Consider the following 15,981-nt stretch of genomic DNA (forward strand, 5'->3'; position numbering starts at 1 on the left):
TTGCTAGCATTTTTTTTATTTTTTTGTAAAATAAGTGTGTTGAGGTTTAGAGGTAATAAAAATGGAATTCAAATATAAATCAAAAATATCAGAAGTAAAAAAATATGACACAATTGCAAAAGTTTATTTAAGTTATTATGTTGATCCAGTCAATAATGAAATTAACAAGTTAGAAATAAATGAGCATGAATTATTATCTTTTAATGATCATCCAACCTCAATTATAAAGAAAAATTGAGATTATAATTTTAAGGGACTTAATGAAATTAAAAAGTATAGTCCAAAGTTTGTAACTAATTTTACAAATAAAGCTTATCAAAAGCAAAAACTAATTAATGAAATTAAGTTTAAGATTAATTATCAATTTATGTCGCTTAATTTAAAAAATTTACAAAAGTATGAAAAATATAGTGTTAAAAAGGCTGAATTTATAAAAGTTGATACTAAAGAGCAATTAGATAATTTTGTAAAGATAGTTGGAACAATATTTTCAGATGAAGTAACAGATTCTAAAAAATTTTATGGAATTTTTGAAGAGTATCAAAAGGTAAGCGAGCTTTACATTATAAAATATGATGGTCAATATGTAGGAACAGGTCATTTAACTCACTTTGATGAAAATATAACTGTTATTGATGATATTGCAATGTTAGAAGTTGCAAGAGGAAAAGGTCTTGCCACTTTTTTAATGAAGTCATTAATAAATAGATGTTTAGAAAAGGGCCAAAAGGAAGCATGTCTATTTGGTAGTAAAATGGCTTTTAATATTTATAAAAAATTAGGTTTTACAGAAGAAAATTTCTGATTAGAACAATTTAAGTTAGTTTACTAACAAAAGAATATAGGTGATTTTATTAAAAAATTTAGTATACAGTTAGTTTTTATATGTTTTTTATTTTTTATGTATTATTTTTATAGTGCTTGAGTTAATAATTTAAAGGATAAAGGTGAAGGAGAATTGATGTTTCAATTATTTGATCCTTTTAAATTAATTCTTTTAGGTACAATATTTACAATTATTTATGGAGCAATTAAAAGTCTATTATTTTCAAGATTTGTAAATCTTAAAACTTATAGAAAAAATTTGAGAGATAATATTCTTTTTCAATTTGAAAATACTATTATTTATATTGATAATTTAAAAAAAATTATTGCAGCAAATGATTTAAATGGAGCTAAAAAAGCTTTAAAGGATTTTAAATCTATTAGTTATATACCAAATTATTTATCAGATTTTATTGATAAATTAGCAAATAACTTATTATTAGAAAAGGATATAAAAGTATTTTCTGAGGCAATAGAAGTAATTTCAAATAATGTCAAAGAAACTTTTAATATTGAAAGAGAAAGAACACTTAAAAATCAAAGGGGATTACAAGAATTAAAAATGTCAGAAGCTTATTATACAAATACAAGTTGAGATTCAATTAAGTATAATTTAGCTCTAAATAATTTAGATAATAGTCATGCAAGTAGATGAAAAATATCTAGCTTATATATTTCTAAATTTAAAAATTCTTTATTTATGGCATTTTTATTAAATATGACTATTTTTGTAATTGCCGGAGTTATAATGTCTTTAAATAGTATTAAAATAAACAATTACTTTTTTGCTGGTTTTGCATTAGCAATGTTAATAGTTGCTATGATTCATTACAATATCTCAATTATTGTTTCTTCAAAAAAATTGAATATTAAAATATATTGGTTGCATCTACTAGTTTATTACGTAATTATTTCAATAATATTTGCAAATATTATACTTAATGTTATTTTCTTTCCAGATGTATCAACAAATAATGGTTCAGAAGAGCCAGCTTGATATAATTCAGAGCTTCTTAATCTATTAAAAAGTATTTTATATATTGTATTTTCAACAATGTTATTAACATATGTATTTGGTGGTCTTTTAGAACTTTTAGAACAATCTAAATTCAATTTAATAAACTCAATTGAAACGTTTATAGTGCCATTGATAATATTTATTACTACTTTAGTAATAAATATATTATCAATATCTAAAGATCAAAATACATACTATATTATTAATTTTACTATTCTTATAATGTTTTGAATATTTATAGGTTTATGAAATAAATTTTTTGCAAGATAGATTTTAAAATCTTTTTATATTTCTAAATTCTAATATTATATAAAATTTAAAATATTATATGTTATATTACTTTTAATATTATGTTATATGAAAAGAAATATACACGCTAAAATTTGCTATAAATGCAAGATACGAATTTCAGATGGAGATGTCTATGAGCATTTTGAAGAAGAGGACATATTTTCAAATAGAGTAATATTTTATGCTCATAATAAGTGCTTAAAATAAGTTTGTTAAGTAATTTAACTGTCAATAACAAATGAAAATGTCTCAAAATCGTAGATTTATTAAACTGTAAATCTACGATTTTTATATTGTTCCTTTCATGTTTTAGAAAAGTAAATATAATTTGTATATTTAAAGTGATTAGATGGAACACTAGGTTTTTTAATTTTAGACTCAGTTTTTTTAACTTCATTAACCTGACCAACTGGTGTATTTTTAGTTTTGACTTCCACTAATCTATAGAACTTATCTGTATAATTTGCATAGAGCTCATTATCATATGTTTCAGTTATTAGTAATTTTGTTTTACTTGCAAAAGTTGTTATATCGTATCCATCATATGTTAAATATGTTTTTGTTTTATATTTAATTATTCCACCTTTATGAACTTGTCTTTCTTCTCTTCTAGCTAAAACAAAATTAATATCCGTATTTTTATTTCAAATTTTCATTTTATTTTTGTTATTATCAATTTGAGTAGAGAACTTGTGATTAAAATTAGGTATGAAAACATTAATTAAGTAATCATTGGCCTGCTCAATAGTTTTGATATTGAATTGTCTTAGTTCTTGGGGAAGTCGTTTTTGAAAAGAACCTCAAAGACGTTCAATCTTGCCTTTGGTTTGCGCGCAACTAGTACTTGTTAGCTTAATTCCAAGTTGTTGACACGTAAAGGCATACTGTATATTAGAGTCTGTTTCAGTAGACTCTTTTTCTTTTGTCTTATAATAAAATACTGTTCTTTTATCTGTAAGTATTTCCTCAGGAGTTCCATAATTTGGAAACATTTGTTTTGTAGCTGTATAATATCCAAATAATGTTTCTTGATAATCAAAATAACCTGCTAATACTTTTCCTGTTGAGTCATCAATGAAAGCATGTAGCGATCATTTTTCATTGGTTACTCAATTATGGCTACATGCGTCTGTTTGAATTCTTTCTCCAAAATATTCCTTTCTATTTTGCATGGGTCTACATTCTTCTAAACTAATAATCTTATCTTTAAAAAACTCTTGTTCCTTATTTGTTAATTTATTTTCTAAGGACTTTTGTCTTAATTGTCTAATTAATTCTTTTCTAGTTGATCTGTGCATATAAGGGGAGTAAACCTCATTTTTAAATAATAAATCTCTTAAGTAAGTGTAACTAACTTTTAAATCTTCATATTCTTCTAAGGATTCTTTGAAATGAACTAGATTATAGTCATGATATTTTTCATTTCTCAAATTTAATATTTTTTGTTCAATTTCATAGGGTGTAGATCTATTTGATAATTTACCTCAGTTTTTATGTATAAATGCAGATATACCTTCATTTGATAATCTTTTAATATTTCTATTAATTGTTCTTCGTGTGCAGTTAAGAATTTGCTCTGCTCTCATTTTTGTTATTTCCCCAGAAATAACTTTTTTAATTGTTTTATATTTTAAATTCTCCATATAACTTAATTTCCTTTTTAATTTCATAATTTGTTACCTCTAATACTTAATTGTAATTGGAGGATATCAATATTTATATAAATATTGGGACATTTCTATTTGTTATACATTGAGACATTATCATATGTTATTTACACTTAAAATAAGTTTGTTAAGTAATTTAACTTGACAAACTTTTTTTTTAGTTTAATATTAATAATGTTCTTAAATAGAAAAAAGGAGGATAAAAATGGTTAAATTAAGATTAAAAAGAGCTGGTAAAAAAAGAGCTGCATTTTATAGAATTGTAGCTTCAGATGCCCGTGTTAAACGTGATGGAGAATACATCGAATTAATTGGTACATACAATCCAATTAATGGAGAAGTAAGTCTTAAAAAGGAAATAGTTTTAAAATGACTTCAACAAGGTGCTCAACCAACTGATACTGTAAGAAATATTCTTTCAAAAGAAGGAGTTATGACTGATTTACACAATGCTAAATTGGAAAGTAAAAAAGCTCAACCAAAAGCTAGTAAAAAAGTAGCAAAACCAAAAGTTACAACTGCTGCTAAAACTGCAAAGGCACCAACTAAAAAAGTTACTGAAACAAAAGAAAATAATTCAGATAAATAGTGATGCAAGATGTTTTTAAGACATTTGAAAGAATTTTAAAAGACATTATTCCAAAAGACATATTATATGTTTTAAAGCAAAAATACGAAACTGATAAAACTTATGAATTTATTCTTGTAATTGAAGAAAAGAATGAAGATTTTTTTAAAAACAAAAAAAATGAGGGTTTTATAGAAGCAATTACTAATTTATGTAATTCTGAAGTATCTATTTTTTCTAAGAAAATTATTATAGATTTAGAGGTTTTTGAACTACATGTTTAATAATTTACAAAAAATAGGAAAAATTGTTGCAACCCATGGTTTAAAAGGTGAAGTAAAATTTAAGTTGGAAGGTAATTTAATTCTTGTTAAAGATATAAAAAAGGAGCAATTCTTTTTAGAAAGTAGTTCTAAAAACTTAGATGTTTTTGAAGTTGAAAAATCTTACTTTTTAAATAAAAAACACATAATTGCTTTAGAAAATATTAAAGATATTGAAAGTGCTCAAAAATTAATTAATAGTTTGGTCTATGTAAAAAAAGAATCTGAGATTGTTGAAGAGGAATTTAGCTATATTGGATTTGAATGTTTTTATCAAAAAAATTCTTATGGAAAAGTTATTGATGAAATGTTTAATGGTGCACATGACTTGATAAAAGTTGAAATAGACAATAAGCAAATTTGGGTTCCTTGCGTTGAATTCTATTTGGAAAAAATAGATATTGAAAGTAAGAAAATATATATGAAGCAAATTGAGGTTTTATTATAATGAAATTTTCAATTATAACTTTATTTCCCAACTTAATTAATTCTTATATATCAGAGTCAATAATTAAGAGAGCAATCGAAAAAAATAGCATTGATGTTGAAATTATTGATCTTAGAAATCACACAACCCTTAAACATAATCAAGTTGATGATTATCAACTTGGTGGTGGAAAAGGAATGGTTTTAATGGTAGAACCAGTCGTTAATGCAATTGAAAGTTGTAAAAAGGAAAATAGTTTGGTAGTTTTAACAAGTCCTCAAGGTCAAACTTGAAATCAAAATTTGGCAAAACAGTATTCTTTAAAATATGAGCATATAATATTAATATGTGGTCATTATGAAGGTTTTGACGAAAGAATTCTAGATTATGTTGATTTAGAATTATCTATTGGCGATTATGTTTTAACTGGTGGTGAAATAGCAAGTATAGTTATTTTAGATTCTATAACTAGATTATTAGATGGTGTAATTGCAAAAGATTCACATATAAATGATAGTTTTGAAAATAACTTATTAGATCATCCAGTCTATACAAAGCCAATTGATTTTAGAGGTAAAAAAGCTCCAGAGGTTTTAACAAGTGGACATCATGCAAATGTTGAAAAATATCGTCAAGAAGGTAGATTAAGAAATACTTTTAATAAAAGACCAGATCTTTTAGAAAAGAGTGAATTAAGCAAATTAGATTTAGAATTTATAGAAAAATTAAAAAAAATGAAAGGAGATAAATAATTATGAATATGTTAACAAAAAACACAAAAGCATTAATTGATGAACAATTGAATACTAATCTTCCAAATTTTACATCAGGAGATACTATCAAAGTTAATGTAAAAATTAAAGAGGGAGAAAAATTCCGTATCCAAGCATTTGAAGGTGTAGTTATTAAAACTCAAGGAAGTGGAATTTCATATTCAGTTTGTGTAAGAAAAAACTCAAATGGAGTTTTTGTTGAAAGAACTTTCCCAGTTCATTCACCAATTATTGAAAATATTGAAATAATTAAACGTGGACGTGTAAGAAGAGCTAGAATTTACTATATTAGAAAATTAACTGGAAAAGCTGCACGTATTAAAGAAGTTATTAATAATAAAACAAAAGATGCTTCAGCAGTTAAAAAAGCAGTTAAAAAATAATTATTTAATTTTAAATCTTTCATACATTTGAAAGATTTTTTTGTTTCTATTTATTTAATTCTTAAAAAAGGTAAAATATTAGATATTAAGAGGTACTTTTATGAAAAATTATTATGAAGAAATAATGCAAAAAATTAGTGAAGCAATGGCTAAAAATGATTATGATCAGGCTTTTAAAATTGTTTGTGAGGAATTAAATGCTCCATATGTACCTCAAGATTTTGAAAAGCAATTGGAACAAATGCAAAGAAAAATAATGGAAAAACTTAATTTTAATGAAAAAAATTTTATAAATTGAACAACAGATAAAGTTGTTGATATTATGTCCAAAAAATTAGATCAAGAATCTCATTTAATGGCTTTTGATGCTTTGAGGGGATTAAATGCTAGATTAATTCTAGAAGAAATTAAAGTTTATTTATTAGATGGTGAGATAAAAGCAGAATATAAAACATTTTTAATTATGGTTTTAATTGAACAATTAGTAGATCAAGAAATATTTATTGAAAAAAATGGTTCTACTATATCTATAAATCCTTCAAAATTTAATTTAAGAGAAGCACAAGAAATTTTAAAAGATATTGAATTAAAAATAGAGCAAACTATTTATGATTCAAATCCAAGTTTATTTACAATTTGTCAACACATTGCAAACTCATATTTTTACAATGTTTTTCCAATTTTAAATTTTGATAACTTTACATTAAATGATTTAGCAATGGCAATTATTATGAAGGCTTGTGATTCATTAGGAATTAGTTTAGAAGAGGGTTTAGAATTAAAAATAGATTTTAATAAGGAAAATACAATGTTATTATTAAGTGAGTTAAATAATATCATTTAAAGAAAAGAGGTAAAAATTATGATAAAAACAACTTTCACAGAAGAGGATTTTGTAAAATTTAATGACCCAAAAAATGTAATGATGCAATTATTTGGAGTTACTTGTTCAGTTTGTGGTATTGATGAAATAGATTTTATAGATGAAAAAGCACCAAAAACATTTGGCCAAATTGCAAAGGAAATATTGGATGAAAATCCTGAAATTGACGATGATGAGTTAAATGACATGATAGAGCCTCAAATTGAAGCATGGCAAGAGTTAGATGATTATAATGCTTCAATTGGTATGCCAACATTTTTATGTCATAATTGTTATACTCAATTGATCAATGGTGAAATATCAATATCAATGAATAGTGATAGTTTAGAATAGTATATAAAAGAGGAGAACTTAGTTCATGAAATTTGTAGATTTAGCGCATTTTAATATTAAATCAGGTAAAGGTGGCGATGGAGCTGTTTCTTTTCGTCATGAACTATATGTAGCAAATGGAGGACCCAATGGTGGTGATGGTGGAAAAGGTGGTGATATTATTTTCATAGCAGATGAAGGTAAATCATCATTATTAGACTTAAAATTACAAAAATTTTACAGTGCAGAAGATGGTTTTAAAGGCGATATTAAAAATATGCATGGTAAAAATGGTAAGGATACTTACATCAAAGTCCCCGTAGGAACAATTATTTATAATAATGATACAAAGGAATTATTATTTGATTTTATTAGTGATGGACAACAAGAAGTTTTGGCTCAAGGTGGTAAAGGTGGCAGAGGAAATGCAAGATTTGCAAATTCAAGAAATAAAGCTCCAACAATTTTTGAAGCAGGAGACCCAGGACAAGAAGTAAATATTAAAGCGGAATTAAAAGTATTAGCAGATGTTGGATTTGTTGGACTTCCAAATGCTGGAAAATCTACTTTATTAAGAGCTATTTCAAACTCTAAACCTCAGATTGCAGATTATCCTTTTACAACCTTAAATCCACAATTAGGAGTAAGTAGAGATAAAAGCGGAAGAACTTTTACTGTAGCAGATTTGCCAGGACTAATTGAGGGAGCTAGTTTAGGAAAAGGTTTAGGTCATGAATTTTTAAGACACATTGAAAGATGTAAAATAATTTGTCATGTTATTGATATGTCAGGAAATTATGCAACAGAAGATGTTGTAAAAAATTATGAATTGATTAGAAAAGAACTTATTGAATATAATTTTAATTTAGAAAAAAGAGTTGAAATTATTGTAGCTAATAAAATTGATATTGATGAAGCTAAAATAAATCTTTTATACTTTAAGGAAAAATATAAAGATAAAAAAATTATTGAAGTTTCTGGATTGACTAAAATTAATATTGATCAATTATTATTAGAAATAGGTTCTACTTTAGAAATAGTAAAAGATATTCCTTTATGAGAAATAAAAGATGAAAATCCTCAAGATTATAAAGTTTATAACTTTGAATCTGACTTAAAAGATATTCAAGTCAAAAATCTTGGAAATGGTAGATGAAGAATTGAAGGTGAGGATGTTTATAAAGCGTATCAAAAAACTCCAATCTCAACTTATGATAATTTACTACTGTTTAATGAAAAACTTAAACATTTAGGTGTTTATAATATCTTAAGAGAAAAAGGAGCCCAACGTGGTGATGTAGTTAAAGTTTTTGATATAGAATTGGAGTGAATGGATTAGTATGCAATTAAAAGAATATTTAGATTATTTAGTAAATTGATTACAACAAGAAGTTAAAAAAGCAAATCAAAAAGGTGTTATTGTAGGAATTAGTGGTGGTATTGATTCAGCTGTTGTTGCAGCTCTTGCAAAAAAAGCATTTCCAAATGATTATGTGACTGTTTGAATGCCATGTAAATCAAGTGAGTTAGATGAAAAATGCAAATTAGAATTAATTAATAAGCTTAATTTAAAAAATGTATCAGTTGATTTATCTAAAACATTTGAGGTTCTATCAGATTCATTAAATAAATCTGGAATTGAACAATCAAAAATAGCTCTTGCAAATTCTAAAGCAAGATTAAGAATGACAACACTTTATTCAATGGCTCAAACTCATAATTATTTAGTTTTGGGAACTGATAATGCTGATGAATGACATATTGGTTATTTTACAAAGTTTGGTGATGGAGGAGTGGATTTATTACCAATTGTTCATCTTTTAAAAAGAGAGGTTAGAGAAGCTGCAAAAATTTTAGGTGTGCCTGAATCAATTATAAATAGAGTTCCAACTGCAAGTTTATGAGAAGATCAAACAGATGAATCTGAAATAGGTTTTAGTTATGATTTAATCGATGATTATATTAGTGGTAAATTAGTGGATATTCAAGTAAAAGAAAGAGTTGATTATTTGCACAAAATTTCAGAACATAAAAGAAAACCTGCTCCAGCTCCAAAAAATATTAGATAGTACTTTAAAGTTTTAAACTTTAAAGTTTTTTTTATTTAAAAAAATAACACTTATTTAATTATTTTTTGATAAAATGAATTTGAAAGGAGAAGTAAATAATGAATATAATAAAAAAGTATAATGTGGTGAATAATAAATAGATTTATTTAAATTTTTAAATTGAGATTATTTTATGTATTTAATTCTAAAAAGTTTGAATTTAGTTTATACATATTAAATTTTGTTTTATATTAAGTAACTAGTATTTAAAAACTTTAGTAAGAATAATAGGTGGGAAAATGCATATTAATTTTGATTTTTTTAAAGAGCATATTAAAAATGCAAAGTCATGAATAATATTAATTTCACTGACTTTAATATATTTTTTAATTTTTAATATAGCCTTTTTTACATATAAATCAAATTTATCGTATAATTCAAAAAGCTCAGCTGATGAAAATAAATTAATCCTTATAAATGTTTTAGTTTATTATGTTGATTGATTTATTTATTTTTGCATAATTCCCTTTATATCATTTGTAATTATAAATTATTTAAAAAAAGTAAAAATTCTTAACTATTTCTTTCAAAGTGTACTGTTCCTTTTTTTCGGACACCTATATTTTATAACTAACTCTATTAGTATTATAAAAATATTGATACATTTTCAAATTATAAATATATTCATTTACAACATTGTATTTATAACCTTCCTTGATTGCTTCTCTTTTAAGAGTGCTTCAAAAACCTTCAATATATCCATTGTCCGTTGATCTGCCTATTCTAGACATACTTAAACCAAAATCAAATCACATTGTAGCTAAACGATATTGATAAGATTTAAATTCTGAACCGTTATCAGAGTGAATAATTGAGTTTGGTTTAAATGTTCCAAACTCATTAACCATATTAAAAAATGACTCTAATACTAATTTCATACCTTTAATATTTTTAGTTACCAAACCATAAACTTTTTTAGTGTTTACATGATAAAAGGCGCAAGTATATAGTTTGCATCCTGCTATTATTTTCTCTGTAATATCTACAGAGAAAATATCTCCATAATTTTTCAAATCTGTTTGATATTTAAATAATCTAGGATACTTACCAATTTTTTCTGGAGTAACTGATTTATTCTTTTGTATTTTATAGTTATTAGGTTTTAACTTTAGAAACTTCATTATTCGCAGAACTTTTTTATGACTACAATTTAAATTTAAATACTTCAATAATCTTCTAGATCCATAGATTTTAACTTCATTTTTATAAACATCATTAATTCTCAAAACCAAATCTCAATTAATAGCCTTAATTTTTGGTTTACCTTTTGATATTCAATCATAGTAAGTACTTTTTGCTAGATCAATTAGTCTACAAAGTCTTCTAATTGCAATATTTGGGTTTTTAATTGCAAAGTTATAAACTACTTTTGATTTAAATGTGTTTAACTCTCACTTATTTACTTCTTTCTATCAATCAATTCTCTTAATTCTTTAAACATTTCATCTCTTAATTTTAAATCTTCACTTTCTCTTTTTGATTTTTTAAGCCCTTTTTTTAAATTTATAATCTCCTCATTATTTGCTTTAAAGGACTTTTTGAAGCCACTTCTTCCATTTTCATCATAGGTTTTTATTCAGTTTTTTAATCTTGATTTATCAATTCCTACTGCTTTTGAATATTGTGATAATAACAAATTTGATTTATAAAAATTTAATACTAATTCAATTTTTTGATCGATTGAATACTTAGTCAAAATAAAACCTCTCTTCGTTCACAAATATTTTATATCAATATATAAAGTATTTTTAAAATGTGTCCGAAAAAAGGTTACACTACACTATTTCTTTCAAAGAGATGCATATAGAAATTTATATATTTTTAGATATATTTGTCTATGATTATTGAGTAGTTTTATTATTTTATTAATTGTAACTTCTTCTATTCACTCAATATTTATTTTATTTCACTTTTGAATAATAGGATTTAATAATATTGGTTTTGTTTTTAAAGTATTTCTTATAAAAGAACTCTTATTAATATTGTATATTCCATTTTGTTTTTTAATTATTTCAGGAGTAATGATAATTTCAAATAAAGTATCGAGTATAATTTTTAGCTCTTTATTTGTAATTTTATCTTTAATGAATATTTTACATTTAACAATTGTTCAAAAAAATATTTCAGAAAGAAGAGTTTCTTATGAAATAGTAGATGAAGTTTCAAAAAATAAGAAAAAATTAAATTTTTCCTTTGAAGATATTAATTTAATTGCTGCAGCTTTAAATAATCCTATTCATAATATAAATTTTAAAAATTTAAATATTATTAATTATAAAAATGAAGTCATTTTTGATGAATATACTAAATATATGCTTAATTTTTGTGAGGGTTATAATACTGAAATTGTATATGTAAATAAAGAAATATATCCGGTTTGTAATGTATATGATTATAAAATTAACAATGAATATAACAAAAGTGACGGAATAAATTTAATTTGAAAAAATTTAATGAAATCTGAGGATTTTGAAAAAATAATGTCTAATATAACAGTTTGATTTAAAGAATCAAGCAATTTTTATAGAGGTTTAGAAAAATTTAATCAAACACTAAAAAATAATTATTTATGAGATGATCAAAAAATTAATGAACTAAAATTCTTGGTCTCTCAACTGGACTTTAAAAATGGCAAACTTATATTAAAAATTAATAACGCAAGCGATTTTCAAATAGGTCTTATTAACAATTTTTATAAAGATATATTTTATTTTTATCTTATAAATTATATTAGTAATCCCTTAGAAATTGATGAAATAACTGAAAGAAGTTATATCGAGGTTTTTCAAAGTTTTTTATACTTTAAAGAATATGAAATGGATTACTGATTAAATGTCATAAATTCTTTTTTATGAAAGGATATTAAAAACATAGATATTGAAGATAATGAACTTAGATATATTTATAAAGATTTTAAAAGATATGGATTTAATTATTTTTTTAAGACAAATATTGAGCCTTCAATTTACTTTAATATTATTAATACAATAGGCATTGATAAAGAAATAGCTTATGAATATAATCTAAGTTTTAAAAAAATAAGAACGTATAAGTTGCTAGATATTTCTAGTTATAATTCAACTATTTTTAAAAGTATAATTAATATTAATCAATATCAAAAAACATTATTTAAAAATATTCAAAATAATAGATTAATGATAAGTGAATTAACTCAATATAATAATATTAAATTTAATATTAAGAGCAATTCAGCAACTATTAATGAAATTGCAAAAAATAATAGTTCAATTATTATTATTTTCATATTAGTAGTATTTATGTTAAATATTTCAATAATATTTTTTACTGAATTTATTTCATACATAAAATTCAGAATCATTAATAATCAATTTAGCATTCAAAAATTTTTAAAAGATATTTTTAAATACATTAAAAAATAATAGAGAGGGTGAGAAGTATTAAAAAGATACTAACAATATTAGTACACTATCTATTGGAGCAAGTTCTGCATCAATGGTAGTAGCATGTAGTCGTAACATTGATGAAAATGGTGATTGAAAAAATCCTAACAATAATTTATATTATCAATTATTTGGAGAAAAATTTGACTCAAAAATGGAGGCTATCGACTATTTTTTATATAATAAAGAAAGTGGAGTAAAGTCTCAAAAATATCAAGATGTTTATAATCAATTAATTCTTGGTGAAAATAAATTTGAAACTTTTGAAGAGGTTTTTGATTATATTGAAAACTCTTATGAAATAAAAGAAACAAAAACAAATAAAAATGTAGATGATTATGTAATGGATTCGCTAGGACAACTATATCCTGAGGTTTTAGCTGATTCAAATGATGAAACAATAGTTTATAAAGATGCAAATGGTAAAGCTATTTCTGAATCTAATGAACAAATTGCAAAAGAAGCAGTTGAAAAAAGTTATCTTGATAAAATAGAAAAAGTTTACTATTCAAATGGTAAGGAATATGAAAATAAATCTGATTTAGAAGAGGATTATTACTCAAATTTTTTAAACAATAATTCCCTTCCAAGTAAAGATTTATATAATTATGGAAATTTAGCATATACAAAAGAAGGTTTGAAACAACAAATAGAAAACTCATTAGAATTAGAATATACAACTAAAAGTGGAGATAAGTTTTTAGATAGTCAAGTTAATGATTTATCAGTTATAAATCCAACTGAAGTTGATAAGGCAAAAATTGATAAGATTTATAACTCCCCAGGACTTTATCATCTGGAACAAATTGATGAAAAAGATGGTGTCTATACAGGTGATTCAATAATTGAATCAACTTCAGATATACAAAATATTATTTTAAATAAAAATAATTGAGAGTTAGTAAGCTCTGAAACAGGGAGTGCAAAAGAAGCCTTATTTAATTTAATAAGCTCTACAATTGTTTATTTGGTAGAACAATTAATGTTTTTAGTGACAATGAATGTCAATTCAATTGTAGATTTAGGTATTTTAGAACATAGATTTGGAAGTTTAGAAAACTTTACTGTGAATACTGTTTTTGAAGGATTTAAGGCGGAAAGGGAACTATCTGACTTTAAATATTTAATAACAAAAAATGGCCTTATTGGAGAATCCAATGCAGCTGTTAATAGTCTAAAAAATATTAAAAGTATGGATTTTTTCAACATTATGTTCAATTTATCTATATCAAATGAAGGAGGCTTTTAGATTTACAAATATCACACAAGAGGATAATTCTAATGCTCTCTAAAATTTATTATAATTTCTTTTTAAAATTTGATACAAGAAAAGAATGAAAAGATTTTGTAGAAAAAATTGGTATTGAAGATGCAACTTATATAACAGACTTTTTAGTCAATAAAAAGGAATTTAGTAAGTTCAATAACTCAAGAAAAGATTCAAATGAAATAAAAAAATATTCTTAAACATCTTGCAGATAAGAGTATAGATTTTGCTGAGAGTAAATTTAATGATTTAGTTTCAGATATTCAAAAAAAAAGTAGCCCAAAATAATGGAGTTTTTGAAAGATATGTAACAAAGGTATTGGATTTATCTGTTAAGGCACAAAAGGCTTTAATTATAACTTCAATTGTTATTGAGATTCTAGATTTTATACCTATAAGTAGTACAAAAACTTATCAATTATTAATACCAGATACTCATCAAAGATTAGAATATCAAATGACAAATTTTATTCTTTCATCAAAAAAATTTGATCCTTCAAAAATCTTTAGAGTGACCCAATTAAAAAAACCTATTAAAAATGATATATATTTATATCAGGAAAGATACTTTCCAACTTATGATGATGCTATTATTCAATTAAAAAGAGATATTATTAATGAGACTTTAATGAATGGAAAAAAAGTTTATTTCTCTTCTAAAGACAAAAACTATAAAAATGAAAATAAGGATGATCTTGTAAATATTTTATTAGAGGAATATTTTAATTAGTGGAAAAATTGGCGAAAGATATACAGATTTTTTTGGAGGCAGATTTGATAATGAACAAATGGCTCTTCAAAGCATGCTAGAAAAATTTGGAAAAAGAAGAATATCAAATTTTCTATAAATATTCATTTGAACAAAAACGAATATAGATACTTTACAAAATTTGAAGAAGCAAAGGAATATGTATTATCAACATTTACTTATACCAAGTAAAAAGGTTTTATTTTCAGAATTAGTACAAGGTAAAAATAACTATGATGAGTTGTATAGTTTAGATTTTGAAGAGACAACTATTTATTATTTTGATTTTTATGGAATAAAATACTATTTTAAAGACAAAACTAATTTAATGTATTACATTATGAAATTATTAAATTTTAGAAATAATTTAATTGAGATTGAAGTTGAACAATTTTGACTAAATGATAAATTTTTCTCAAATAGAGCTGAATATATAGATTACTTATATTCAAACATTAAAGAAATTGATAATTCAAATACAAGGGGGATAAATTAATGAAAGCAAAGTTTCTACTATCTATGGCAGCTCTTTTTTCAACTACTGCTCCATTATTAACAAACAGTTTTGAACAAAATACAAGAAAGAGTTTTAATGAAAAGGCTGAATTGCAAATTAGTGAAATTGAAAAGGATTTAAAACTTAATTCTAAAATAATAGGTTCTGAAGTACTTTATAACTACCAAGGAGAGCAATATAGGGATAAGAACTCTATACTTTCTCAAGAATTTCTGAAAAACCCAATTTTACAAGAGACAACGTCTTCAAATCCAAATAAAATTATTAAAAACTATTCAACAAATGAACTTGATCCAGATAGACTATATGGAGTCAATTCTAATGACTTTGTAAAAGTATATAAAAATGCACTAGGAAAAGTAACTCTTCCAAGTTGTTTACCTGGTCAAAACTCAGGATGTTATCAAGACCCAATTAATAAGGAAACAAAATCAGCTCAAGAAAGAGCT

20 protein-coding genes are annotated in these 15,981 nt (G+C 24.0%); 17 read left to right on the forward strand and 3 right to left on the reverse strand.

Annotated elements, in window-relative coordinates:
* Positions 1–61 precede the first annotated feature (61 nt).
* Together AAHM99_RS05515 and AAHM99_RS05520 are read left to right on the forward strand one after the other, a co-directional pair.
* A complete protein-coding gene (locus tag AAHM99_RS05515; protein ID WP_342275662.1) occupies positions 62–832 on the forward strand; it encodes a GNAT family N-acetyltransferase in 771 nt (256 codons plus the stop codon).
* A gap of 129 nt (positions 833–961) precedes the next feature.
* Positions 962–2,113, forward strand: a complete 1,152-nt coding sequence (locus tag AAHM99_RS05520) for a hypothetical protein (protein WP_342275663.1) — start codon at positions 962–964, stop codon at positions 2,111–2,113.
* Between the two features lie 287 nt (positions 2,114–2,400).
* Here AAHM99_RS05520 and AAHM99_RS05525 read toward each other — a convergent pair whose 3' ends face one another.
* Positions 2,401–3,804 carry an ISNCY family transposase gene (locus AAHM99_RS05525; RefSeq protein WP_342275664.1) on the reverse strand — a complete coding sequence of 468 codons (1,404 nt, stop codon included), beginning with the start codon at positions 3,802–3,804 and terminating at the stop codon, positions 2,401–2,403.
* Between the two features lie 202 nt (positions 3,805–4,006).
* Between AAHM99_RS05525 and rpsP the strand changes: the two genes are divergently transcribed.
* From rpsP to nadE, 9 genes are all read left to right on the forward strand, one after another.
* Positions 4,007–4,390, forward strand: coding sequence for a 30S ribosomal protein S16 (gene rpsP / locus AAHM99_RS05530; RefSeq protein ID WP_342275665.1), 384 nt, complete (start codon positions 4,007–4,009; stop codon positions 4,388–4,390).
* A gap of 2 nt (positions 4,391–4,392) precedes the next feature.
* The gene (locus AAHM99_RS05535; protein ID WP_342275666.1) at positions 4,393–4,653 is read left to right on the forward strand and encodes a hypothetical protein; all 261 of its coding nucleotides are present in this window, start codon (positions 4,393–4,395) and stop codon (positions 4,651–4,653) included.
* Positions 4,646–5,140: a ribosome maturation factor RimM gene (rimM, locus tag AAHM99_RS05540; protein ID WP_339029443.1), complete on the forward strand. Its 495-nt coding sequence runs from the start codon at positions 4,646–4,648 to the stop codon at positions 5,138–5,140. Before AAHM99_RS05535 ends, rimM begins: the two co-directional genes overlap by 8 nt.
* Positions 5,140–5,871 (forward strand): tRNA (guanosine(37)-N1)-methyltransferase TrmD, encoded by a 732-nt coding sequence (gene trmD / locus AAHM99_RS05545; RefSeq protein WP_339029441.1) that lies wholly within the window; start codon positions 5,140–5,142, stop codon positions 5,869–5,871. The genes rimM and trmD overlap by 1 nt, the downstream gene beginning before the upstream one ends.
* Complete coding sequence (gene rplS, locus AAHM99_RS05550) at positions 5,871–6,275, forward strand: 50S ribosomal protein L19 (RefSeq protein ID WP_425288813.1); 405 nt, start codon at positions 5,871–5,873, stop codon at positions 6,273–6,275. The genes trmD and rplS overlap by 1 nt, the downstream gene beginning before the upstream one ends.
* Positions 6,276–6,375: 100 nt before the next feature.
* On the forward strand, positions 6,376–7,119 hold the full coding sequence (locus AAHM99_RS05555) for a DUF3196 family protein (protein WP_342275668.1): 744 nt from the start codon (positions 6,376–6,378) through the stop codon (positions 7,117–7,119).
* Between the two features lie 18 nt (positions 7,120–7,137).
* Positions 7,138–7,491: a hypothetical protein gene (locus AAHM99_RS05560; protein ID WP_339029435.1), complete on the forward strand. Its 354-nt coding sequence runs from the start codon at positions 7,138–7,140 to the stop codon at positions 7,489–7,491.
* A gap of 25 nt (positions 7,492–7,516) precedes the next feature.
* Positions 7,517–8,809 (forward strand): GTPase ObgE, encoded by a 1,293-nt coding sequence (gene obgE, locus AAHM99_RS05565; RefSeq protein ID WP_339029433.1) that lies wholly within the window; start codon positions 7,517–7,519, stop codon positions 8,807–8,809.
* A gap of 1 nt (position 8,810) precedes the next feature.
* Positions 8,811–9,539, forward strand: coding sequence for an NAD(+) synthase (gene nadE, locus AAHM99_RS05570; RefSeq protein WP_342275669.1), 729 nt, complete (start codon positions 8,811–8,813; stop codon positions 9,537–9,539).
* A 596-nt stretch (positions 9,540–10,135) separates the two neighbouring features.
* Here the strand turns inward: nadE and AAHM99_RS05575 are convergent.
* Together AAHM99_RS05575 and AAHM99_RS05580 are read right to left on the reverse strand one after the other, a co-directional pair.
* A complete protein-coding gene (locus AAHM99_RS05575; RefSeq protein WP_342274807.1) occupies positions 10,136–10,699 on the reverse strand; it encodes a DDE-type integrase/transposase/recombinase in 564 nt (187 codons plus the stop codon).
* A gap of 278 nt (positions 10,700–10,977) precedes the next feature.
* Positions 10,978–11,274: a transposase gene (locus AAHM99_RS05580; RefSeq protein WP_342274827.1), complete on the reverse strand. Its 297-nt coding sequence runs from the start codon at positions 11,272–11,274 to the stop codon at positions 10,978–10,980.
* A 325-nt stretch (positions 11,275–11,599) separates the two neighbouring features.
* Between AAHM99_RS05580 and AAHM99_RS05585 the strand changes: the two genes are divergently transcribed.
* From AAHM99_RS05585 to AAHM99_RS05610, 6 genes are all read left to right on the forward strand, one after another.
* A complete protein-coding gene (locus AAHM99_RS05585; protein ID WP_342275670.1) occupies positions 11,600–12,979 on the forward strand; it encodes a hypothetical protein in 1,380 nt (459 codons plus the stop codon).
* Between the two features lie 73 nt (positions 12,980–13,052).
* Positions 13,053–14,249 (forward strand): hypothetical protein, encoded by a 1,197-nt coding sequence (locus AAHM99_RS05590; RefSeq protein WP_342275671.1) that lies wholly within the window; start codon positions 13,053–13,055, stop codon positions 14,247–14,249.
* Positions 14,250–14,281: 32 nt separating this feature from the next.
* Positions 14,282–14,467, forward strand: a complete 186-nt coding sequence (locus AAHM99_RS05595) for a hypothetical protein (protein WP_342275672.1) — start codon at positions 14,282–14,284, stop codon at positions 14,465–14,467.
* Positions 14,468–14,586: 119 nt separating this feature from the next.
* Positions 14,587–14,997 (forward strand): hypothetical protein, encoded by a 411-nt coding sequence (locus AAHM99_RS05600; protein ID WP_342275673.1) that lies wholly within the window; start codon positions 14,587–14,589, stop codon positions 14,995–14,997.
* A gap of 160 nt (positions 14,998–15,157) precedes the next feature.
* Complete coding sequence (locus tag AAHM99_RS05605; protein WP_342275674.1) at positions 15,158–15,511, forward strand: hypothetical protein; 354 nt, start codon at positions 15,158–15,160, stop codon at positions 15,509–15,511.
* Positions 15,511–15,981: hypothetical protein (locus AAHM99_RS05610; protein WP_342275675.1), on the forward strand; the 471-nt coding region annotated here is incomplete at its 3' end. The genes AAHM99_RS05605 and AAHM99_RS05610, both read left to right, overlap by 1 nt.

This window comes from Spiroplasma endosymbiont of Cantharis lateralis, from assembly GCF_964030855.1.
In the GTDB taxonomy this organism is placed as follows: Bacteria; Bacillota_I; Bacilli_A; order Mycoplasmatales; family Mycoplasmataceae; genus Spiroplasma_A.